This window comes from Phreatobacter sp. GW821-FHT04C01, from assembly GCF_059420385.1.
The window spans coordinates 256,924-278,355 of sequence record NZ_JBWKTP010000008.1 but is presented as its reverse complement, the minus strand read 5'-3'; the positions used below and the strand labels follow the sequence as shown (position 1 = coordinate 278,355).

Below are 21,432 nucleotides of genomic sequence, written 5' to 3'. Positions count from 1 at the left end.
GGATCGTGATCGCGACCGCACAGGGGGCCGTCGTCATGAGTACAGCTACGCAAGAATCCGCCGCTTCGGCCGTGGCTACACCCGATGTCCGCACCAAATGGGGCTGGTTCGTGGTGCTCGGCATCGCCCTGCTGCTGATCGGCGCGTTTGCCTCGGCCAATCTCTACATGGCGACGGTGGCCTCCATCCTCTATGTCAGCGCGATGATGCTGGTCGGCGGGGCGATGGAGCTCGGCCATGCCTTCACGGTGAAGACCTGGGGCCGTTTCCTGTTCTGGCTGGCGAGCGGCCTGCTCTATGCGGCGGCCGGCTTGATCGCCTTCCTCAATCCGACATTGGCCAAGGCCGTCATGACATTGATGTTGGCCATCCTGCTGGTGGCCTCGGGCATTTCCCGCATCGTGGCCGGCTTCGGCGGCCGGTCTTTCGGCGGCGGCGGCTGGCTGGTGCTCAGCGGTGTGGTCACCTTGCTCACCGGCATCGTCATCTGGGCCGGCTGGCCGACGAACAGCCTCTGGGTGCTCGGCCTGCTGCTCTCCATCGATCTTATGTTCCAAGGCCTTTCCAACATCGCCTTCGGCCTGGCGTTGCGGAACACCACGCGTCCGCGTCTGTGACATCAGCGGCGGTTGGACAACCGACGACAGCAGCAATCGAAGGGGAGGGCAGTGTCTTGAGCTCCGATATCAGGTCAACCGACCCGGCCGTGGCCGGAAAACCCGCCACCACCGGCAAGACCATTCGGGAGGTCGACGGCATCTTCGTCGAGCGGGATGCGCTCTATCGTGCGGTCGCCGCCTTGAAGGCCGCCGGGTTCGACCACGCGGATATGACCGTGGTGCATGAACGCCGCAACCCGGGGGGCGTCAGCGAACCGGTCGTTGAATCTCCCGGCGCCGGTTTTTCGGCGACCGACCAGCGGCAGTTGCGCACGCTCGGCACCAGCCTCGGCGGAGCGGTCGCGGCGCTGGCGGCGATCGGCATCGTTGCGGCGAGTGGCGGAACCGCCGCGGCCATCGTCGGCGCCGCGGCGCTGGTCGGCGGCAAGGTGGCGATCGGTGTCCACGTGTTCAAGACCGGCATGGGTTTCGACGGCTCCGGACCGGCAGCCGGTCAACCGAGCGAGGACATCATCCTGACCGTGAGGGTCGACGATGCCGCGGCCGAGACAAAGGCGAGCGGCATCCTCGCGGCCGAAGGCGCCAGCCAGGTCTGGTCGCAGAACCGGCCTTATTGAGAACCCCCACTGTCGTGGCGGTCTCGACGATAAATGGAAGACGCCTCATCATGCTTGGTCGGGCCGTCGCTCGATGATGGCAGCTGGATCGTCCGGCGCGTGTAGCGCCGGTTGCGTCGCAGGATTGTGCAGCATGGTCATTGCGGTTTCGACCGGATCAGGCGGTTAAGCCAAGACTGACGGACGACCGCACGGAGAAGGGCCGCGCTTCGGCGGCCCTTGAGAGGTGTTCGGCCGAGACGTGAAGGTGGCCCGCCGCCGGGCCGCCGCCCGATCAGTTCCGCCGGCGTCCAGGGATCGTTCCGCCGTTGCGAACGCAAGCCTGATAGAGGGCCGTGCGGTTGCGTTCGGTCTCCCGGTTGCTGTGGCTGCCGGGGAGGGCGCGCTGAACCGCGGCGATACAACGGGCCTGCACGACCGGATCGTTCCGGTAGCGCGATCGCGATTGGGCATCGGCCTCGCCGGCGGAGATCGCCATGGCGCCGATCGACAGAGCCGAGATCGTCAGCAGGGATCTGAAGGTGAGGCGTGTCATCTGGAGTCTCTCCTTGAGGTGGCGTCCCGATCGGGGCGGATCGAGCGTGGTTTCGATCCGTCACCCTCCTGGATCTGTCGGCGATGATCGCCGAGACGATCTCAGGGATTGTTGTGGGGCTGTCGGCCGAAGACCAACTCAGGCCGCCAGCTGCCTTTGCGGGAGAAATCCGTTCATGGGATCTGCGCATCGGCCGCATAACGTCGCGCCCCGCGGCCAGATGGCGTTCCCGCTAACCCGTGGCCGCCTAGACCCGCCTTTCCCTGGCGGGGTCGGTCGTGTCGGGCGGGTTGCTTGGCAGTTCACCGGGCCTGTAGTCGGGCAGGCGGCCCGCCGGGATCAGCGCGAGCAGGGCGAGCCCGGCCATGACCAGGAGGCCGATCTTCAGCGCGCGCAGCCGCGCCTCGGTATTGATGCGCATCGCCTCGGCGATCTGTTCCTGGGTCGCCGTCGTGCGCTTGAGCACGTCGAGCAGCCGGTCGTTGCTGACGAAGGTAATGTTGTCGAGATCGACCTCCGCGGCCAGCGCCTGGGGGATGACGGGGTTGTCATCGACGCTGCGCATGATGCCGGCCGACAGCAGCCCGACGACCAGCGCGCCGGCGACCGCCGTGCCGACCGCCGCCGCGAGGTTGTTGGTCGTGCCTCTGAGCGAACCGACATCGCCGGCCAGTTCTTTCGGCGAAGCCGTGACCAGCACGTTGAACAGCAGGGTGACGAGCGAACCCTGGGCGATGCCGAACATCACCAGGCCGAGCAGCACCGGGAATGTGCTCCAGTCGTTGCGGACGACAAATGCCAGCCAGAGCAGCGCCACCGCCGAAAGCGCGAAGGCCAGGCGGCCGATCCGCTTCGGCGTCATCTTGTCGTAGACGCGTACGATCAGCATCGCCGCGAAGAAGACCGAGAGGTTGAACGGCATCATGGCGATCGCCGTATCGAGCGGCGTGCGGCCCTGGACGATCTGGATATAGAGCGGCACGGTGAAGTTGAGCGCCGCTTCCAGGGCGACGATGGTGAACATCGCGTAGACCGCGGACCGCTCCTTGGGCGAGTCGATCACTTCCAGGGCCAGCAACGGTGTATTGCCCGCTTCCTGCCGCCGGTGCGTCCAGGACAGGAAGGCCTGGCCCAGCACGATGCCGATGACGATCATGATCGGGGCGGGCGAGAGGCCGAGCAGATCGAAGGGCGCGCCCGGGCGCGCCAGTCCAAGGCCCCAGCGGTTCAGGTTGTTGAAGCCGAAGCTGATCAGGATGATCGCCGCTGCCGCCAGGACGACGCCGACCAGGTCGATCTGGACGTCGGCACGCCCTTCGTCCTTCTGCAGCCGGAAGCTGAGAAGGAAGACGATCGCCGAAAGCGCGATCAGGATGCCGAAGGCGGGGCGCCAGCCGATGAAGGTGCCGAGGAAACCGCCGATCAGGAAGGCCGCCACGCCGGCGCCGGCGCGGGCCGAACCGAGGGCGCCCAGGGCCGTCGCCTGCTGCTTGCCGCGATAGTTGTTGGCGATCAGCGCCACCAGCGCGGGAACGAGGGCTGCTCCCGCCATGCCGGCCAGGCCCTGCGAGATGATCATGATGGTGGCGTTCGGGCTGAACGTCATCAGCACCATGGCGACGCCGAAGACCAGCACCACCGAGCGGAACATGGCCAGCGCGCCGAAGCGCTGGCACAGCTTGGCGCCGAGCATGACGAGGCCGGCGACCGACAGCGAATACATCACGATGGCGGTGGCTACCGTCGTCGGCGCGACGTTGAAGCTCGAGACCATGCCTCCGATAGCGACCGGCAGGGAGGCGACATTGAAGGACATGAGCACCTGGCCGAGCGCGATGACGATCATCGGCAGCCAGGACTCCTGGACCTCCGCATCCGGCCGAATGGTGGAAACCGATGCTGTTGTCATGATCTTGCTTCTCCAGAACGGCCGGATCCCGGGCTTTCCCGGCCCGGCGATCCGGTTCAATCCGCGGGTTGGGAGACGAACAGATCCATCCCCAAGCGCTGGGACAGGAATTTGGCGACGAGCTGGCCTTTGACGCTGTTGCCCGCGGCATCCAGCGGCGGCGCGAAAGTGCCCAGCCCGCCCTTGCCCGGGGAAACCGTGACGATGCCGCCGCCGATGCCGCTCTTGCCCGGCAAGCCGATGTCGTAAAGCCAGTCGCCCGAGGTCTCGTACAGCCCGGCCGTCGTCATGACGGCGAGCGCGTAGTGGCAGACGGCGGCGTCGACGACCCGCTCCCTGGTGATAGGGTTGACGCCGCCATCGGCCAGGGTAGCGCCCATGACGGCCAGGTCCCGGGCGCTGACGTTCAGCGAGCATTGCCGGGTATAGAGATCGGTCGCCTGAGCCGGGTCGAAATAGATCCGGTCGAAGCTCTGCAGCAGCCGTGCGATGCTCTGGTTCCGGTAATTGGTCTCGGATGCCGAGGCATAGACCTCGTCGTTGAGCGGCAGCTTGCGGCCGGCGAACCGGGACAGGCCGTCGTGAATGAACCGCCATTTGTCGTCCGCCGTCGCGCCGGGCACGAAGCTGGTGGTTGCGATCGCGCCGGCATTGACCATCGGATTGGTCAGCCCATCCGGGCTGCGCTCGATGGCGGCGAGCGAGTTGAACGGCAGGCCGGTGCTGTTGGCGCCGAGTTTCCGGCGCGCAATCTCGGGACCGAAAGCCTGGCAGACGAGCGCGAAGACGAATGGCTTGGACACGCTCATGATCGAGAATGGGTAGTCGGTATCGCCGACGGCGTAGACCGCGCCATTGGTTCCAACGACACAGATGCCGAACAGGTTGGCCTCCACCTCCGCGAGCGCGGGATAGACCTGCGAGTTCTGGCCTTGGGAATCGGACTTGTAGCGCGCGAAGGCTTCGTCCACCCATTTCCGCGCCAGCTCGGGCGGCGGCAGGCTACCCGTCGATACATAGTAGTCGTCTGAGGTGTGGGGGCTGTCTGTCCGCGTATTCATCCTGACCTCATCGAGCTTTTCTTGAATTCGTCGATATCGGTGCGCCAACAGGGAGCGGTCGGCGGGTTTCAGCAAGGTTCGCCGATCAGCAGCGTGTCCGCGGGCTCGCCTGCGGGGCAGTGTTCGGCCGCGTCGGTCGGTTTGCTTTCGCCGCGATGGCAACGGGCGCCTTGCCCAAGCGAGGGGCGAGAAAAACAGCCCGCGCCAGTTCATGCCCGGCTTGCGCGAGCCACCGGAGACCGCTGCCGCCGACGGATTGGGCTGAAAATGACCTGAACAATGCGGAGATAGCGCGAACCATCTGGTCTTCTCTCGAGATTGGGGGACCAATAGAGCGCCTGCGTGGGCCGATATCTCTCCGGCCCTATCCGAAAAGGAGCGGTATGATGCCCGGATCAATTTCGGGGAATTCCCCGAGGCGCCACCAAGGCAAGCCCGGGTATTGACCTTCGGGGTTACCGACCTGTCCACGCTGCTCAGGTGAAGGCGACGATCGCCGGTCCCAGAACCGTCAGAACGATATTGGCGATCGCATAGGGCACCGTGAAACCGAGGGCCGGTGCCGGGCTTTCGGCGAGATCGCTGGCCGCCAGCATGGCAGCGTCCTGGGTCTGGGCACCAGCGAGCGCGCCGACCAGCAGGACCGGGTGAATCCGCAGGAGATAATAGCCTACATAGAGGCCGGCGAACTGAGGCAGCAGCGTGATGATGATGCCGGCGAGCAGGATGGTCGGGCCGGCGGCACCCAGCGCTGCGGCGGCCTGAGGCCCGGCCGTCAGGCCAACCAGGGCGCAGAACGAGGCGAGGCCGAAATCCCACATGATCTGGGTCGCTGCCGGTGGCACATGGGCATCGGCCGGCCGGCGCGCATGCCACCAGCCGAACACCAGGCCGGCGACGAGCGCACCGCCGCCGGCGGAGAGCGTGATCGGGATGCCCTTGACGGTGAGGCTGACGAGCCCGATCAGCACGCCCGCGAGGAGACCGGCGGCGAGAAAGGCGATATCGGCCCGATTGCCCGGATTGACCGGCGTGCCGACCAGCGGCAGCGCTTCGGCGAGCCGTTCCGCCGGTCCGGCCAGCGTCAGCACGTCGCCGGGCATCAGCACGGTCGCGGCGGTTGCCGGAATGTCGCGGGCCTGGCGCCGGATCCGGCGCAGGAACAGGCCGTGGCCGGCGGCTCCGAGTTCGGCGACGGCGTCATGGAGGGTCATGCCGGAGAACCGCTGCGCTATCGCGACGTCGGTACCGGGACCCAGGAGATCGGCGACCAGTTCGTCGGCCGCGACCTCGCTGCCGATCCTGTTCGCAGCGGCCACCATGGCCGGTCGATAGCCCTCGATGGCGACGATATCGCCGCGCTTGAGCACGAACTCCGGTGACGGCCCGAGATCCGCGCCGTTGCGGCGGATGCGGACGATGGCGGCGAGCGGCCCGAGCTCTTCATCCAGGTCTTTCACCGTCTTGCCGGCGGCGGTGCCGACGCGAAAGACCCGCGCGACCAACGTCCGGAAGTCGAGCAATTGTCCTTGGGCGCCAGCGGTCTCGGCGTTGCCGGCATCAAGCTCCCGTGCCGCGGCCTTGAGGTCGACACCGATCAGGCGCGGGCCGATCTGCGTGCAGAACAGGATGACACCAATGGTGCCGAAGACATAACTGAGCGCGAAGACCACCGCTGCCTGGCCCTGGATCCTGGCAAGCGCCGCCGCCGAGAGACCGAGCCCGTCCAGCGCGCCATAAGCCGTGCCCAGCATCGCCGTCTGGGTCAGCGCACCGGCGGCCAGCCCGATGGCGGTTCCCTGGTCGAGCCCGAACAGGCGGACCACCAGGATGGTGCTGGCGAGGCCGGTCGCGGCCACCACCAGGGTGACGACGGCGAGCGGCAGGGTCTTCCGACCGAGCGAGGCGAAGAATTGCGGCCCGCTCTGGAAGCCGACCGCGAAGACGAAGAATAGGAAGGCGACGGATTTGAGCGTTGGCGACAGGTCGGGCACGGCCGCGCCGAACAAGGCACCGAGCAGCGTTCCGACCAGCAAGGTGCCGGCGGCACTGCCGAAGGCGAAGCCACCGAGCTTCTGTCGCCCGAACAGAACGCCGAGCACGATGGTCAGGAACAGCATCGCCTCGGGCGAAGTGATCACCGGCCGCAATGGCTCGATCATGACGCTTCCTTGATGCAAGAGGCGAGGCGCTGCCGCTCAGTGCGCCAGCACCATCGCGACATAACCGAACACGGTGAGCAGCACGCCGGAGACCGCATAGCCGACGGGAAAAGCGATCCACGGCACGTTGCTGTCGATTTCCTTGGCGGCTTCGCGTGCCGGTCCGGAATGACTGCGGGCGCCGGCGACGCCGCCCATCAGCAGCGCCGGGTTCATCCGGAAGACGTGGAAGCCGATGGCCCAGACCGCGAAAGGCGGCACCGAGCAGGCGAGGAAGCCGACGATGAAGATCTTCAGCGCGATGGCGCCGGTCAGTTGCGACAGGAGGTCGGCGCCGGCATTGACCCCGACGATCGCGACGAAGATGATGAGGCCCATGTCCTCCAGGATATTGCGTGCGGCATTCGGCGTATTGCCGAAGAAGCGCAGGCGCGAAACGATCGACGACACGATGATGCCGGAGACCAGCAGGCCACCGGCATTGCCGAGCCCGACGGCGGCGCCGAAAGCGGGGACCTCGATCAAGCCGATGAGGAAGCCCAGGATCATGCCGAAGGAGAGCGTCAGGAGATCGGTCGAGGTGCTGTGACGGGCAACCCGGCCGAGCATCTCGCCGGCCTTGTCGACGGCCGACTTCAGGCCGCTGAGGAACAGCACGTCGAACCGCTGCAACTCGGTGTCCAGGCCGATCGGGATCGGCACGCCGCCGCGCTCGATACGGGTCAGCTGGACCTGGCCGGCGATCGGGGTCTGACGGTATTCGCTGAGCTTGCGGCCGATCGCCTGCTTGCTGGTGACGACGATCTCGGCCTGGTCCAGCGGGATGTTGAGCACATGGGCATGCGCCACTTCCGGCCCGATAATGCCCATATTGTCGGTGAGCGGCCCAAGACCGCCGCCGAGCGCCACGACGTCGCCCCTTTGCAGCACCAGCGACGGGTCGCCGCCGATCAGGTCGTCGCCGCGCGCCACATTGTCGATCTGGTATTGCGGATAGGCCTTGCGGAACTCGGAGATGGTCTTGCCGATCGTCGCGTCGTTTTCGACCCGATAGGAGCGCCAGCCGAACGGCTGGTAGCCGCTGAGACCCGCGTCGTCGACATTGGGCACGCCGTGATCGGCTTCATAACGCTTGGCCGCGGCCTTGGCATCGACACCCCACCAGCGCGGCAGGTATTTGCAGATCAGAATGATGCCGACGGTGCCCCAGATATAGGTGATGCCATAGGACAGCGCGATCATGCCGGAGACCTGTTCGGCTGTGGTGCCGGCAGGAAGCGCGATGGCGCCCGAGGTCACCGCCTGCTCGGCCGACCCGATGGCCGCCGACATGGTCATGGCGCCGGCCAGGATGCCGCCGGCCGAACCGACGGGCAGGCCGAGCAGGCGCACGCCGATGACCGTGATGGCAAGGCCGAGGCAGGAGCAGAGCACCGCGAGGCCAGCGAATTTCAGCCCGTCGCCCTTCAGGCCGTTGACGAAGGAGGGGCCGACGCGCAAGCCGACGCCATACATGAAGAGGTAGTAGAACAGGCTCTTGGTGAAGTCGTTGAGATGGAAGCGGACGCCATAGACCGAGCCGAGAATGGCGATGCCGCAGCCGGCTATGATCGCTGCCGCGACGGTTCCAAGGCCGTAACCCTTGATCGTCCAGCCGCCCATCCAGACGGCGAGGCCGACCACCAAAAACAGCAGGATATAGGGACTGTCCCCGAGAAACTGCATCAGCCAGGTCATGCCGGGCCTCTCCGTGCCAGAGCGCGTCGCGCGCCACGGGCATCGGCCGCCTGTCAGGCCGCCGCGTCCGTGACACCTCTGTCCTGTCTCAGCATTTGCTGGTGGCGGAGCTGTGCGACGGATGCAGGGTGGGGGCAGAGGCCGTGCCGCCGTGCTCTTCCAGCCATTGGCAGGCTTTGACGATGTCGTCCGCGAGCCAGTGGATGACATTGCGATTGAGGTGCGGGCGGACGACCACGCGCAGGCTGACGACCGTTTCAGCGTCGGGTGGCATGGAATAGGCCGACAAGACCCAGCCGCGCTCGCGCACCTTGGCCGAGACGTCGAATTCGTTGAACCTGTGTTTGCCCTTCAGCGTGACGGCGACCACCGGGATGCGCTGGGTCTTGTTCATGATCTCGAAATAGCCGCTGTCGACCAGACGCTGCCGCAGGATCTCGGAATTCTCCACGGTCTGCTTCATGATCTCGCGATAGCCTTCGAAGCCGAGCCGCAGGAAAGCGTAATATTGATAGGCGATCTGCGCGGCGTTGCGGCTGAAATTCAGCGTCGCTGTCGGCATCTCGCCGCCGAGATAATTCACGTAGAAGACCAGGTCTTCGTTGAAGATCTTGCGCTCACGGAAGATGACCCAGCCGAGCCCAGGGGGGACCAGGCCGAATTTGTGGCCGGAGGCATTGATCGACTGTACGCGCGGCAGCCTGAAGTCCCAGACATAGTCGGGATAGAGGAACGGATTGACGAAGCCGCCAGATGCCGCATCGATATGCATGGGGATGCTGCGGCCGGTCTTCTTTTCGTAGGCGTCGAGCCAGTCGTGGATCTCCTGGATGTCGTCATCCTCGCCGGTGAAGGTCTGGCCGGCGATCGCCACGATGGCGATGGTGTTCTCGTCGACCAAGCGGTCCAAGTGCTCTGTGGTGAGGCGGTAATTGCCCGGCTTCAGCGGGGCGATGCGCGGCTCGACGTCGAAATAGCGCAAGAATTTCTTCCAGACGATCTGGACATTGCCGCCGGTGACCATGTTCGGCTTGCTGGCATCCTTGCCGGCGGCCTGGCGCGCCTGTCGCCAGTTCCACTTATGCGCCAGGCCTGCCAGCATGCAGGCCTCCGACGAGCCGACTGTCGCGGTGCCATAGGGCTCGACGCCCTCGGGACCGTTCCACAGTTGGTGCAGCCATTTGACCATGCGTCCTTCCATGGCGAAGAGCTGCGGATACATGTCATGGTCGATATAGTTCTTCAGAAAATGCTCGCGGCCGATCTCCAGGGCTTCCGGTTCGGTGAAGGTCGTCACGAAGGACGACAGGTTCATCTCGGGACGGGCGTCCATCCAGGCTTCGCTGTTGACGATGGCTTTTGCTGCGAAGGCGGACATGCCGTTTGGCGGAAATTGACCCTCGGGCACTTCCCGGTTGAACTGATCGTAGAGCTGAACGACCGATGACACATGTTTCATGGAAGTGCTCCTGCCGTGAGGGGTCTGGATCGGCTGGCGACGGCCACGGCGACCGTCCGCGACGGGGCGGGCGCGATGTGTCCGGTGTGCTGTTCCATTTGGACTAGAGCTGGAGGCGGCCGATCGGTATCAGGCGATCCCCGGGACCGGCTTCGGGTAATCCCGCAATTGACGGTTGCGGCGGGCGCGAGCGTCGCTTCGTCGCAGCGACGTCGATGCCCCGCCCGCTACAGTTCGAGCTGCATCTGGACGTCGGCCTCGGGGCCATCTTCGTCCAGCGAGGACAATGTGACGCCGAGCAGGCGGACGCCCTTGCTCATGGGAAAAAGTGCGTCGAGCAGCTCGAAACTGACGCGTTCCAGCTCGTCCTGGCTGCCGACCGGATGGGACAGCGACCGGCTGCGGGTGAGCTGCTCGAAATCCTGGTAGCGCAGCTTCAAGGTGACGGTCCGGCCGCGGACATTGGCCTTGTCGCAATGGCGCCAGACCTTGTCGATGATGGTCGCGAGCGCCTCGTGCATGGCCGGCTTGTCGTGCAGGTTCTCGAAGAAGGTGTTTTCGCCGCCGACCGATTTGCGCACCCGGTCGGGGCGCACCGGGCGCTCGTCGATGCCGCGCGAGATCGAATAGTAATAGGGGCCGGACTTGCCGAAATGCTGCTGCAGGAAGGCCAGCGTCTGAGCCTTCAGGTCGAAGCCCGTGTGAATGCCCAGGCCATTCATCTTGGCCGAGGTTGCCGGGCCGATGCCGTGGAACTTGCCGACCGGCAGCGTCTCGACGAAGGCCGGGCCCATTTTCGGTGTGATGACGAAAATGCCGTCGGGCTTGCGCTGGTCGGAGGCGAGCTTGGCGAGGAACTTGTTGTAGGACACGCCGGCCGACGCGGTCAGCCGGGTTTCAGCCCGGATCCGGGCGCGGATGTCCTCGGCCACCGCGGTTGCCGTCGGCAGGCCCTGGAGATTGTCGGTGACGTCGAGATAGGCCTCGTCGAGCGACAGGGGCTCGATCAGCGGCGTGTAATCGGCGAAGATCGCGCGGATCTGCTGGGATATCTCGCGATAGACCTCGAAGCGCGGCTTGACGAAGATCAGTTCGGCGCATTTGCGCCGGGCGGTGACCGAGGGCATGGCCGAGTGGATGCCGAATTTGCGGGCCTCGTAGCTGGCGGCGGCCACCACGCCGCGCTCGCGTGCGCCGCCGACCGCCACCGGCTTGCCCCTGAGTTCCGGATTGTCGCGCTGCTCCACGGAGGCATAAAAGGCATCCATGTCGATATGGATGACCTTGCGCTGTTTTTCCGTGCTGGGTTCAGGCGACTCCATGGCGCCATTCTACCAGGACGCCGCGTTCGGGTCGCGTCGCTGCGCTCCGGCAGGCCGTCCGCGGCGGCGACGTGCGGTCAGGACCGCGGCTCGGCGGCGAGGGCAGCGTTGGCCCGCTCCTCGAGTTCCTTTTCATGACGGCGCAGGAAAACGATGCCGGCCACGACCAGGCCGATGGCGCAGGCCAGGATCAGCAGGCCGACCGGACCCGCGACCAGTTTGACCTTTTCACCGAACAGGTAGGCGGCGCCGCCGAACAGCGCGGCCCAGCATATGCCGCCGAGCGCGTTCATCAGCAGAAAGTGCGGCCAGGGCATGCGGTTTGCCCCAGCGAGGACAGCCGCGAAAGCGCGCAGAAAGGCGACGAACCGCCCGAAAAAGACGATCTTGCCGCCATGGCGCAAAAACAGGTACTGCCCGACCTTGAGCCTGGCCTCGTCGAGGCGAACATATCGGCCGTAGCGCACGAGCAATCGAAGTCCGATCGAGCGGCCGATGAAATAGCCGAAATTGTCGCCGACGATGGCGGCAGCCGCGGCCACCATGATCACCGGGAGAATGCCAATGTGATGCGTCGTGCCGGCATAGAGCGCGGCCGTTACCAGGGCGGTTTCTCCCGGCATCGGCACGCCCATGCTTTCAAGCATCACCACCGCGAAGAGCACCCAGAGGCCGTAGGCCTGGAACAGATCCTGTATCGACCCGAGCGATAGGATATCCAGCATGAGAGCCTGCAAGGTGTCGGTGATGAAGCGGCCGGCCCACTCCGCCTCTCACGAGGCCGACCCGGCCGGGCCGGCGGCGCCGATCCGCGTCGGCGCCCCACCCGGAGCATCGCTTGCATCGTCGGTTTCAACAAGTCCGCGGCACGCCCATCGGCAGGGCCGCGGCCGGAAGACGCGCCGGCGCCGATGCACGGCCGTCGCCCGCCTCGCAGGCGTCGGTCTCAGGCGTTCACGACGCCAGGAAGCCGGTGCGCAGCAGCTGCGTCATGGCCTCGAGCGGCATTGCCTCCAGCCCGAGCTCCGGCAGCAGGTCGTTGTCCGCGTTCAGGTCGCGTCCATAGGCCGCCGAAAACATGGCGATGCCGGCCTCGTGCAGGATTGCCGGCCGGCCGCTCAGGCGGCCGAGCAGGGCGGTCGGCACCAGCCCGAAGGGCACGTCCTCCAGCACGTAGCGCGTGTCGAGCGTCGCCGGTCCGAGGCCGCCACGGCCCTGCCGGTGCATTTCCTGGTTCATTTCCGACACCGTGCCCATCGGCACGTGGAACGACAGCGAGAAATGCTCCTTCACCGTCCGGACCGGGAGGCCGAAGGTGGCGGCGATGGCCAGGCGCTCGTCGTCGAGGGCCTCGATCAGCCGGCCGACCGCCGGTGTGATGTTTTCGCCCTGGCCCCATTGCTCGCCGCGCTCCATGCGGGTGAGGTTGCACAGCGCGATGCCCAGGTGGTTCTGCGGATTGAGGTTGCTCAGGGCGATGGCGAGAAGCCCGTCGCGCCTGACGAAGCGGTCGCCGAACAACGCGGTGCAGAGCGCATGTCCCGCGTCGCTGGCGGTTTCTGGCAAGGTTGCGACATCGAGCTTCTGGCGCACCGTGGCGACGGCGACTTCCGTCGGGCTGCGCAGCCGGCCGGTCGTCAGCGTCGTGCCCCAGACGACGATCGGTACGCTGACGCCGCGCGCCGCCAGCAGCTTCGACAGATAGAGCGCGCCGAAGGAGGCATGCGAGCTGACAATGACCGTCTGGCCGTCGCGCAGGTGCGGCGCCGCCTGGTCGAGCGCCAGCTTGTGGCCGTAGCCGGGCAGGGCGATCATCACCACGTCGGCATGGGTCACGGCATCGGCGCAATCGCGCGCGACCCGCACCGGGAAAGTGCCCTCGATCGCGTTGACGGCGACCAGCGGCGCTCCGGCCGCGAGTTGGGCGGTGCTCTTGCCCGACGGCGACCATAGCATGGGGTCGTGTCCGGCCTGTGCCAGAGAAGCCGCCGCGCCATAGGCGATCGCGCCCGCGCCCAGAATGCTCACCCGCATCATTGTCTCCTCACGCCTCTGGTGTTCTAGCCGTGCCGGCGCCGGCGCGTCGAGCGCTGGAGCGCAAATTCCCCAGCTCCCCGGGCGGCGAGGTCCGGCGTGACGCGCGCGACGAGAGCGTGATCATGCTGCGGGATTGACCGGGCGGTCTCGGCGGGGCCCGGTGCGCGCGATTTAAGCCGCCGCCTCGGCGCGGGCCGGGAACGGTTCGCGCCAGGCGTCCAGCTGGTTCAGCCGGTCGTGCCAGCGGCTGATGGCGGGAAAATCGCCAAGTGGGATCTGTGCCTTGTCGGCATAAGGCAACGTGATCGCCGTGGCGAAATCCGCCACCGTCAGGCTGCTGCCGACCAGCCAGTCGCGGCCCGAAAGGTGATCGTTCAGCACGGCGGCGAACCGGCGCAGATGGCCGGTCGCCTCGTCGATTGCCGGACGGCTCGGCTCGCCCAGGCCGAAGCGCGCCTTGATGACATGCTCGAAATAGAGCGCCCCGGCATGACGGGTGAAATGCTGGGCGTTCCAGCTCAGCCAGCGCACCACGTCGATCTGCCTGTCGTCACGGGGCCAGATGTCGGAGCCGGCCTTCTCGGCGAGATAACACATGATGGCGTCGGCCTCCCACAGGCTCCGGTCGCCATCGGTCAGGGCCGGCACTTTGCCGTTGGGGTTGATCGCCAGAAACTCCGGCTTGCGGTTCTCGCCCTTGCTCAGATCGACATGGACGAAGCTGGCCGGCGATTTGAGATAGCGCGCCGCCACGCAAGCCTTTCGCGGGTTCAACGTGTCGAAATAGTAGAGTTTCATGGCGGGTTTCCTTGGCTAGAGGTAGCGGGTCTCGGCCGGCGGAACGTTCCACTTGTCCTCGCGGCCATTCTCATAGGTGATCGGCGCTTCCGCCAGGTCCTTGAAGCTCACATCGTCGAGGCAGCCGATATTGATGGCATAGAACGCGCCGCCCAGCAGTTCCATCGAGGAACCGGCGAAAGGATGGACGCCGCAGCGGCTGCAGAAGTGGTGGTGGATCTCCCGCCCGCCGAACAGGTAGTCCGACAACACGTCGGCGCCGGCGACCAGCCGGAAGTCGGCCGCGCGTACGAAGGCCTTCCAGTAGCGGGTCTTCAGGCAGAAGGTGCAGTCGCAGCGAAAGGTGGAGATCCACCAGACACCGGGCAAATCCGGTTCCGAGCGCTGGCCTGCCGGAGCGAGATCGACCGAACATTCGAAACGCACCGCGCCGCAGTGACAGCTGCCGTGGCGAAGCTTCTTCATGCAATTGCCCTTCTGCGGTAGCGGGGAGCCAGCGGCTCTCCACGGAGAAAACTTAACCTATGAGTTAAGTTTATCTCGCGCAATTCGAGCCTGTCAATCCAAGTGCCGGCGATCATCCGGCAGCGCCGATCCGCCGAGGATGGGGTCGCATGGGCCGACGGAGTGTACTGATGGATATCGCTCCTAGATCAGCCCATGCTCCTGCATCGCCTTCTCCTCGTCCGGCGTGATGAAGGCGAAGATCTTTGGATTGCCGTCGGCGAAGTTGACGAGATAGAGGTTCTGGAAGCGGATCGTTCCCTCGACGCCGTCCTTCGGCCGCCGATAGTCAAACTCCCAGTCGGTGCGTGCCATGGCGTTGAAGCCATCGAGTTCAGTTACCGCGATACGAGTGATCTCGAGGCGCTTGCCGCCGACATCCCGGTAATGCCGGAAGCCCTGCGGAATGGCCTTGCGGAATGTGGCATCGGTCGCGCCGCCGAATACGCCCTTCGGGCTTGCTCCGACAAAGAACGGTGCGAAGGCCGCGAGGGTGGCGTCCACATCCTGTTTGAGCGGACTCTGCAGCGCGTCATTGCTGCGCTGGCTATAGGATTTGAAGAAGGCGATGGTCCGGGCTTCGAGCGTGGCCATGGGTTCCTCCTGAGACGACCGCGGAGCCGAGGAACGGTCACCTTGCGAACGCCGGGCCTCCAGGGCTGGTTCCGGCGAAGAGCTCTACGCGGGGCTGTGCCCTGCTCGCCATGGCAACGGGATGATGCGGCGGGAGCCGCACCACCCGGTCTGTTCCCTTGCCGAGGCGGATCGGCTCGGGAATGCACGCAGCCGCTCCTCTCAGCCGAGGCGGTTGCGGAACATCCAGGCCGAGATCGGCATGGTGACGCAGGCGATGACGCCGAGCGCCAGCATTTCCGGCGCGAGTTGGCGCAGTCCCGCGCCCTCCAGATAGATCTGGTGGGTGATGCTGATCACGTAGCGCAGCGGGTTGATCAGGGTGAAATATTGCAGCACTTCCGGCATGTTGCCGACCGGCGCGGTCAAGCCGGACAGCAGCACGAAGGGCATGATCAGCACGAAGGACATGATCATCGCCTGCTGCATGGTGGCGGCCAGCGACGAGACGAACAGGCCGATACCCACGGCGGCCGCAAGGAACAGCACGAGGCCGGCATAAAGCATGAGATAGGAGCCGGCGAAGGGAATCCTGAACCACAGCTGGGCGACCAGCAGGATGGTGGTCGACTGAGTCAGCCCGACAAGCATGGCCGGCACCGCCTTGCCGATCATGATCTCGCTGGGCCGGAACGGGGTCACCAGCAGTTGATCGAAGGTTCCCGCTTCCCTTTCGCGCGCCACCGACATGGCGGTGAGCGTCATGGTCATCATCATGGTGATCATGCCGATCATCGATGGGATCATGTTCCAGCGCGTCTCGAGGTCCGGATTGTACCAGGCCCGCGTGGACACCTTGATCGGCGGGCCGGGCAGGCCGCGGGCGGCGGTCCAGTCCTCGGCAAAGCCCGCGACGATGGTGCCGACATAGCCCTGGGCGATGCCGGCCGTGTTGGAATTGCGCCCGTCGACGATGATCTGCAGCGGCCCGGCGAGCCCGGCGGAGAGCCGCTTCTCGAAATCCTGGCCGATGGTTACGACCACCAGGGCGCGCCTGGCGTTGATGAGCCCGGCGGCGTCGTTCGGCCGTTGCAGCGTCGCCACCCGGGTGAACACGCGGGAGCCGTCGAGCCTGGCGGCCAGCGCCTGCGACGCGCCGCTGCGGTCGAGGTCGACCAGCGCATAGGGCACGTTGTTCAGGTCATAGGTCGCGGCATAGCCGAAAATCAGGCATTGCATGATCGGCGGCACGACCAGCACGAAGCGGCTGCGCGGGTCCTTGAACATGGCGAGCAGTTCCTTGCGGAACAGGGCGAGAATGCGGAACAGCATGTCGATCATGGCGGCTCACCCCAGCTCTTTGCGCGTGGCGCGCACCGACAGCGTCATCAGCACACCGGCCATGACGGCGAGCACGGCGGCATTCGGCCAGATGACGCTCCAGATATTGCCGGCGAGGAACAGGGTCTGCAGCAGGCTGACGAAATAGCGGGCCGGGAAAACATAGGTGATCAGTTGGATCGCCCAGGGCATGCTGGTGATGTCGAACATGAAGCCGGACAGCATCATGGCCGGCAGGAAGGTCGCCAGCAGGGTGATCTGGCTTGCCACGAACTGGCTCTTGGTCACCGACGAGATCAGCAGGCCGATGCCCAGCGCCACCAGCAGGTAAAGCGTCGAGACCGTCACCAGGATGGCCAGCGACCCGCGCAGCGGCACGCCGAACAGCAATTGGCTGCCGGCCACGCACAAGGCAAAGCCGAGCATGCCGAGCACGAAATAGGGCACGGTCTTGCCGATCAGGATCTCGACCGGGCGGGTGGGCGTCACGAACAGTGCCTCGAAGGTGCCGCGCTCCCATTCGCGCGCCATGACCAGCGCGGTCATCAGCGCGCCGATCAATGTCATGACCAGGACGATCAGCCCGGGCACCAGGAAATAGCTGCTGTTATTGGCCTCGTTGAACCACATGCGGCTGTCGATCGCGATCGACGCAGCGGCGGGCGAATTGCCGCGCGCGGCCTCGCGCGCCTGCCAGCTGGCGATCGCCCCTTGGGCATAGGCGAGCGCGATGCGCGCGGTATTGGCGTCGGTGCCATGCACCAGGATCTGGATCTCGGCGCGCCCGAGCGCGGCATTGCGGGCGAAATCCGGGGGGATCCGCACGATGGCGCTCACCGTTCGTGCCAGCATCAGCCGCTCGGCTTCGGCCATGGTCTTGACCGGCACGGCGTTGAAATAGTCGGATAGGCGGAAGCCCGAGGCCGCCCCGCTGGCCTCGGCCGAGCTTTCCTCGGTGACGATCGCCACCGGCAGGTTCTTGATGTCGTAGGACAGGCCGTAGCCGAACAGCACCAGCAGGATGATCGGCATGACGATGCCGATGGCGATGCTGCTGGGGTCGCGGAACACCTGGTAGGTCTCCTTGCGGACCAGCGCCAGGATGCGGCGGAGCGCGGCCATCCATCCGGGACCGGTCATGCCGCCCTCCTGTCGGCCGCCCCGTTGCCTTCGCGCGCCGCCTCGACGATGGCGATGAAGGCGTCCTCCATGCTCGGTTCGCGCGATGCCTGGTGCCGGGCGCCCGACCGGATCTCGGCCGGCGTGCCCTCGGCCAGCGCCACGCCCGCGTCCATGATGATGACGCGGTCGCAATATTCGGCCTCTTCCATGAAATGGGTGGTGATGATGATGGTCACGCCCTGTTCGGACAGGGCGGTGATCCGGCCCCAGAACTCGCGCCGGGCAAGCGGATCGGCGCCGCTGGTGGCCTCGTCGAGAAACAGGATTTCCGGTTCGTGCAAAAGGGCGGCCGCCATGGCCAGGCGCTGCTTGAAGCCGCCCGGCAGCTGGCCGCTCGGCAGGCGGGAGAACGCGGCCAGTTCGAATTGTTCCTTGGCCCAGGCGATCCGGCCGGCCTTGCGGCTGCCGCGCAGGCCATAGGCGCTGGCGAAGAAGTCGAGATTTTCGTCGACGCTGAGATCGCCGTAGAGCGAGAATTTCTGCGCCACGTAGCCGAGCTTGCGGCGCGCCTCGGCGCGCGCGCCGCGCAAGTCCTGGCCGGCGACGCGCAAGGTGCCTCCGGATGCCGGCAGCAGGCCGCACAACATGCGGAACGTAGTGCTCTTGCCCGCGCCGTTCGGCCCGAGCAGCCCGTAGATTTCGCCCTTGGCCACGCTGAAGCTGACCTTGTTGACGGCGATGAAATCGCCGAAACGGCGGGTGAGGTCACGGACCTCCACGGCCAACCCGTCGCCGGCCGGCCGCTGACGGTCCAGCGACATGGCATGGCGGGATGCGCCGGCTTCCGCGACCGCGCGGAACAGCCGCATGAAGCCGTCCTCGAAGCGCGCCGGAACCGGTTCGAGCGTCAGCGCGACACCGTCGACCGCAAGGGGCGCGGGATCATCCGCGGCGGCGCGCACGACGCGCACCCGGCCGGCCTCCGGCACGGCATCGACGATACCCGGCTGGACGAACAGCCGGGCCTGCAGCGAGCGCGCCGTCATGCCGTCCGGGGCGGTCGCCAGGAAGGTCGAACCGGCGGCTTCGGCGGTGATCTCGGCGGGTTTGCCTTGGGCCAGTACCTGGCCGGCGTGCATGACCACGGCGTGGTCGCAGAACTCGGCTTCGTCGAGATAGGAGGTGCTGACGACGACCGTGAGGCCGTCCTCGCGCACCAGCCTGGTGACGATTTCCCAGAGCTCGCGGCGCGACAGCGGGTCGACACCGACCGTCGGCTCGTCGAGCAGCAGGAGCTCCGGTGCGCGCACCAGCGTGCAGGCGAGGCCGAGCTTCTGTTTCATGCCGCCGGACAATTTGCCCGCCGGCCGCGTGGTGAATCGGCCGAGCGCCGTCATCTCCATCAACCGGGGATAGATCGCCTTGCGTTCGGTCGCCGGCACGCCGTGCAGGTCGGCATAGAGGTCGAGGTTTTCCTGCACCGTCAGGTCTTCGTAGAGGCCGAATTTCTGCGGCATGTAGCCGATGCGGTCCTGCACGGCCTGGGGATCGGCGGCGACCTCGATGCCGAGCACCATGAGAGTGCCGGCCTCGGCTTGCATCAGCCCGGCAATGAGGCGGAGCAGCGTCGTCTTGCCGGCGCCGTCGGGACCGACCAGCGCGGTCAGGCTTCCGGCCTTGGCCTCGAAGGAGATGCCGTCCAGGGCGTTGACGATTTCGCCGGTGTCGCGCCGGAATGTTTTGGCGACGCCGCGCGCGGCCACCGGAAAGGGCAGGGCGCTGGCGGCCGGCGTCGTCATGGCTGGCGCGCCGGTGCCGCCGTGGCGCTGTCGGCGGCCGCGCTGGCCGGCGCCAGCCGGACCGTGGCCGGCATGCCCAGCCGGAGCTGGTCGTCGGGATCTTCGACAAAGGCCCGGACCTCATAGACCAGGCTGGTGCGCAGGTCTTCGGTCTGGACGGTTTTCGGGGTGAATTCGGCAACCGGCGAGATGAAGCCGATCCAGCCGCCGAAGGACCGGTCGGGGAAGCTGTCGGAGACGACCCTGACACGCATGCCCGGGCGGATCTGGCCGAGCCGGGTTTCCGAGACATAGGTCCTGATCCATTTCGGCCGGATCTGGGCCAGCGAAAACACCGGCCGGGTGGGCGAGGCCATTTCGCCCGGCTCCATCAGCCTGGACCGCACGATACCGTCGATCGGCGAGGCCAGTTCGGTATCGGCGAACTGGCGCTGGATCAGGGCGAGCTGGGCGATATTGCCGTTCAACTGGGCCTCGGCCTGGGCGATGTCTTCACGCCGGGGGCCGGCGACCGCCAGTTCGAGGGCGCGGTTGTTGACCTCCACCTTGGCGTCGGCGACTGCGGCGGTCGCCTCGGCGGTGTCGAGATCCTGCTGGCTGGCCGCGGCGCGATCGGCCAGCGTTCGCCGGCGCAGGAGCTGCGCGCGGGCATTGACCGCGTCCGCTTTCGCCGAAGCAAGGTTCGCCCTGGCCTGGGCGACTTCTTCGGGGCGACTGCCATTGTGCAGCCGCTCGACCACGGCGCGCTGGGCGGCGACCATGGCCTGGGCCTGGTCGACCTGCGCCTTCAGGCGGTCCTGGTCGAGCCGGGCCAGCACCTGGCCGCGAGTGACGGTAGCGCCTTCCTCGACCAGGATCTCCTTGATCCGGTCATTGCCGTTGAAGGGCAGGGACACCTGGCGGAAGTCGACATTGCCGGTCAGGCGAAGCTCTTCCGTGGCGGCCGGGCGCTTGACATACCACCAGGCACCACCTGCGGCGGCGGCAGCGAGAGCGAGCAGAATGACGATGCGGGCTGGTGTGATCATGCTCATGCCGGAAGCTTGAGCCTCTGCGTGATTTTTGTCAAATTCAAATTTCAATTATAGATTTGATTTATCCGACGGGCATCCCTATTCTGCGGCCATGACGGATGACAGCAGAGTTCAACCGCGGCCGCGCGGCCGCCGTGACGACGGCGCCGCGACGCGCCAGCAAATCCTGGAAGTGGCGGGCGAGGTCTTCGCGGAGAAGGGCTTCGACCGGGCGACCGGCAAGGAAATCACCGAGCGCGCCAAAGCCAATTCGGCCGCGGTGAATTATTATTACGGCGGCATCGACCGGCTCTATGGCGAGGTGCTCGTGGAGGCGCATCGGCGCCTGGTCGCCTATGATGTGCTGGCCGCGATCGCCAAGGGCGAGGGCCGGCCGGAAGACAAGCTGCGCCGGCTCCTGGGCGTGGTGGTCAAGGCGATCATGGGCCCCGGGGGATCGTCCTGGGCCTTGCGCGTGCTGAGCCGCGAGATCCTGGCACCCTCCGCCATGTTCCATGTGCTGCGCGAGCGCGAGCTTCTGCCGAAAAAGCAACTTTTGGCCGGGCTGGTCGCCGAGATGCTCGGCCTGCCGCTCGACCATCCGTCGGTCTCGCGCTCCTGCATCAGCGTCGCCGCGCCGTTCGTCGTGCTGCTGATCGGCGACCGGCAGGTGGTGACGCAAATGTTTCCGGGCCTTGATCGCGACGAGAGGGCAGTGGACGACATGGTCGAGCACCTGATCCGCTTCTCGCTGGGCGGAATCGCGGCGATTGCCGTGGCCCGGCCGAAGCCATGAGGCCGGGGGCCGTGGTCGCCGTCGCAA

At 66.3% G+C, this 21,432-nt stretch carries 19 protein-coding genes; 3 read left to right on the top strand and 16 right to left on the bottom strand.

All coding sequences use genetic code 11. The annotated features are described in order from the left end of the window. The first annotated feature begins 35 nt into the window (after window positions 1-35). Both AC07WJ_RS27055 and AC07WJ_RS27050 read left to right on the top strand, forming a co-directional pair. Entirely contained in the window at window positions 36-617 is a 582-nt protein-coding gene (locus tag AC07WJ_RS27055; protein WP_494937790.1) for an HdeD family acid-resistance protein, read from the top strand. 89 nt (window positions 618-706) lie between these two features. Beyond that, on the top strand, window positions 707-1,237 hold the full coding sequence (locus tag AC07WJ_RS27050; protein ID WP_494937789.1) for a hypothetical protein: 531 nt from the start codon (window positions 707-709) through the stop codon (window positions 1,235-1,237). A 274-nt stretch (window positions 1,238-1,511) separates the two neighbouring features. On the opposite strand, the gene AC07WJ_RS27045 is transcribed toward AC07WJ_RS27050, so the two are convergent. The 16 genes from AC07WJ_RS27045 to AC07WJ_RS26970 all read right to left on the bottom strand — a co-directional run bounded on the left by AC07WJ_RS27045 (window position 1,512) and on the right by AC07WJ_RS26970 (window position 20,630). Further along, window positions 1,512-1,772 carry a hypothetical protein gene (locus tag AC07WJ_RS27045; protein WP_494937788.1) on the bottom strand — a complete coding sequence of 87 codons (261 nt, stop codon included), beginning with the start codon at window positions 1,770-1,772 and terminating at the stop codon, window positions 1,512-1,514. A 247-nt stretch (window positions 1,773-2,019) separates the two neighbouring features. Continuing rightward, entirely contained in the window at window positions 2,020-3,681 is a 1,662-nt protein-coding gene (locus AC07WJ_RS27040) for an MFS transporter (RefSeq protein ID WP_494937787.1), read from the bottom strand. Between the two features lie 56 nt (window positions 3,682-3,737). Continuing rightward, entirely contained in the window at window positions 3,738-4,742 is a 1,005-nt protein-coding gene (gene glsA / locus AC07WJ_RS27035; protein ID WP_494937896.1) for a glutaminase A, read from the bottom strand. A gap of 476 nt (window positions 4,743-5,218) precedes the next feature. Further along, window positions 5,219-6,904 carry an aspartate-alanine antiporter-like transporter gene (locus tag AC07WJ_RS27030; RefSeq protein WP_494937786.1) on the bottom strand — a complete coding sequence of 562 codons (1,686 nt, stop codon included), beginning with the start codon at window positions 6,902-6,904 and terminating at the stop codon, window positions 5,219-5,221. A 36-nt stretch (window positions 6,905-6,940) separates the two neighbouring features. Beyond that, entirely contained in the window at window positions 6,941-8,641 is a 1,701-nt protein-coding gene (locus AC07WJ_RS27025; RefSeq protein ID WP_494937785.1) for an aspartate:alanine exchanger family transporter, read from the bottom strand. Between the two features lie 88 nt (window positions 8,642-8,729). Continuing rightward, window positions 8,730-10,100: a glutamate decarboxylase gene (gene gad / locus AC07WJ_RS27020; RefSeq protein WP_494937784.1), complete on the bottom strand. Its 1,371-nt coding sequence runs from the start codon at window positions 10,098-10,100 to the stop codon at window positions 8,730-8,732. 227 nt (window positions 10,101-10,327) lie between these two features. After that, window positions 10,328-11,422 (bottom strand): DNA polymerase IV, encoded by a 1,095-nt coding sequence (dinB, locus tag AC07WJ_RS27015; protein WP_494937783.1) that lies wholly within the window; start codon window positions 11,420-11,422, stop codon window positions 10,328-10,330. Between the two features lie 77 nt (window positions 11,423-11,499). Beyond that, on the bottom strand, window positions 11,500-12,147 hold the full coding sequence (locus tag AC07WJ_RS27010; RefSeq protein ID WP_494937782.1) for a DedA family protein: 648 nt from the start codon (window positions 12,145-12,147) through the stop codon (window positions 11,500-11,502). Between the two features lie 229 nt (window positions 12,148-12,376). Then, the gene (locus tag AC07WJ_RS27005) at window positions 12,377-13,456 is read right to left on the bottom strand and encodes an NAD/NADP octopine/nopaline dehydrogenase family protein (protein WP_494937781.1); all 1,080 of its coding nucleotides are present in this window, start codon (window positions 13,454-13,456) and stop codon (window positions 12,377-12,379) included. A 174-nt stretch (window positions 13,457-13,630) separates the two neighbouring features. Beyond that, window positions 13,631-14,257 carry a glutathione S-transferase family protein gene (locus AC07WJ_RS27000; protein ID WP_494937780.1) on the bottom strand — a complete coding sequence of 209 codons (627 nt, stop codon included), beginning with the start codon at window positions 14,255-14,257 and terminating at the stop codon, window positions 13,631-13,633. A 15-nt stretch (window positions 14,258-14,272) separates the two neighbouring features. Next, complete coding sequence (locus AC07WJ_RS26995) at window positions 14,273-14,722, bottom strand: GFA family protein (RefSeq protein ID WP_494937779.1); 450 nt, start codon at window positions 14,720-14,722, stop codon at window positions 14,273-14,275. A 183-nt stretch (window positions 14,723-14,905) separates the two neighbouring features. Further along, entirely contained in the window at window positions 14,906-15,355 is a 450-nt protein-coding gene (locus tag AC07WJ_RS26990; RefSeq protein WP_494937778.1) for a hypothetical protein, read from the bottom strand. 201 nt (window positions 15,356-15,556) lie between these two features. Then, on the bottom strand, window positions 15,557-16,675 hold the full coding sequence (locus AC07WJ_RS26985; RefSeq protein WP_494937777.1) for an ABC transporter permease: 1,119 nt from the start codon (window positions 16,673-16,675) through the stop codon (window positions 15,557-15,559). Between the two features lie 6 nt (window positions 16,676-16,681). Beyond that, on the bottom strand, window positions 16,682-17,815 hold the full coding sequence (locus tag AC07WJ_RS26980; RefSeq protein ID WP_494937776.1) for an ABC transporter permease: 1,134 nt from the start codon (window positions 17,813-17,815) through the stop codon (window positions 16,682-16,684). Further along, complete coding sequence (locus AC07WJ_RS26975; RefSeq protein WP_494937775.1) at window positions 17,812-19,596, bottom strand: ATP-binding cassette domain-containing protein; 1,785 nt, start codon at window positions 19,594-19,596, stop codon at window positions 17,812-17,814. Before AC07WJ_RS26975 ends, AC07WJ_RS26980 begins: the two co-directional genes overlap by 4 nt. Next, complete coding sequence (locus AC07WJ_RS26970) at window positions 19,593-20,630, bottom strand: HlyD family secretion protein (protein WP_494937774.1); 1,038 nt, start codon at window positions 20,628-20,630, stop codon at window positions 19,593-19,595. Before AC07WJ_RS26970 ends, AC07WJ_RS26975 begins: the two co-directional genes overlap by 4 nt. A 91-nt stretch (window positions 20,631-20,721) precedes the next feature. On the opposite strand from AC07WJ_RS26970, the gene AC07WJ_RS26965 reads away from it, so the two are divergent. Then, on the top strand, window positions 20,722-21,405 hold the full coding sequence (locus AC07WJ_RS26965) for a TetR/AcrR family transcriptional regulator (RefSeq protein ID WP_494937773.1): 684 nt from the start codon (window positions 20,722-20,724) through the stop codon (window positions 21,403-21,405). The last annotated feature ends 27 nt before the right edge of the window (window positions 21,406-21,432 follow it).

Bases quoted from the DNA above. Each gene is read 5' to 3' on its own strand.
- AC07WJ_RS27055 (WP_494937790.1), top strand. From the start codon at position 36: ATGAGTACAGCTACGCAAGAATCCGCCGCTTCGGCCGTGGCTACACCC.
- AC07WJ_RS27045 (WP_494937788.1), bottom strand. From the start codon at position 1,772: ATGACACGCCTCACCTTCAGATCCCTGCTGACGATCTCGGCTCTGTCG.
- AC07WJ_RS27040 (WP_494937787.1), bottom strand. From the start codon at position 3,681: ATGACAACAGCATCGGTTTCCACCATTCGGCCGGATGCGGAGGTCCAG.
- glsA (WP_494937896.1), bottom strand. From the start codon at position 4,742: ATGAATACGCGGACAGACAGCCCCCACACCTCAGACGACTACTATGTA.
- AC07WJ_RS27030 (WP_494937786.1), bottom strand. From the start codon at position 6,904: ATGATCGAGCCATTGCGGCCGGTGATCACTTCGCCCGAGGCGATGCTG.
- AC07WJ_RS27025 (WP_494937785.1), bottom strand. From the start codon at position 8,641: ATGACCTGGCTGATGCAGTTTCTCGGGGACAGTCCCTATATCCTGCTG.
- gad (WP_494937784.1), bottom strand. From the start codon at position 10,100: ATGAAACATGTGTCATCGGTCGTTCAGCTCTACGATCAGTTCAACCGG.
- dinB (WP_494937783.1), bottom strand. From the start codon at position 11,422: ATGGAGTCGCCTGAACCCAGCACGGAAAAACAGCGCAAGGTCATCCAT.
- AC07WJ_RS27010 (WP_494937782.1), bottom strand. From the start codon at position 12,147: ATGCTGGATATCCTATCGCTCGGGTCGATACAGGATCTGTTCCAGGCC.
- AC07WJ_RS27005 (WP_494937781.1), bottom strand. From the start codon at position 13,456: ATGCGGGTGAGCATTCTGGGCGCGGGCGCGATCGCCTATGGCGCGGCG.
- AC07WJ_RS27000 (WP_494937780.1), bottom strand. From the start codon at position 14,257: ATGAAACTCTACTATTTCGACACGTTGAACCCGCGAAAGGCTTGCGTG.
- AC07WJ_RS26995 (WP_494937779.1), bottom strand. From the start codon at position 14,722: ATGAAGAAGCTTCGCCACGGCAGCTGTCACTGCGGCGCGGTGCGTTTC.
- AC07WJ_RS26990 (WP_494937778.1), bottom strand. From the start codon at position 15,355: ATGGCCACGCTCGAAGCCCGGACCATCGCCTTCTTCAAATCCTATAGC.
- AC07WJ_RS26985 (WP_494937777.1), bottom strand. From the start codon at position 16,675: ATGATCGACATGCTGTTCCGCATTCTCGCCCTGTTCCGCAAGGAACTG.
- AC07WJ_RS26980 (WP_494937776.1), bottom strand. From the start codon at position 17,815: ATGACCGGTCCCGGATGGATGGCCGCGCTCCGCCGCATCCTGGCGCTG.
- AC07WJ_RS26975 (WP_494937775.1), bottom strand. From the start codon at position 19,596: ATGACGACGCCGGCCGCCAGCGCCCTGCCCTTTCCGGTGGCCGCGCGC.
- AC07WJ_RS26970 (WP_494937774.1), bottom strand. From the start codon at position 20,630: ATGAGCATGATCACACCAGCCCGCATCGTCATTCTGCTCGCTCTCGCT.
- AC07WJ_RS26965 (WP_494937773.1), top strand. From the start codon at position 20,722: ATGACGGATGACAGCAGAGTTCAACCGCGGCCGCGCGGCCGCCGTGAC.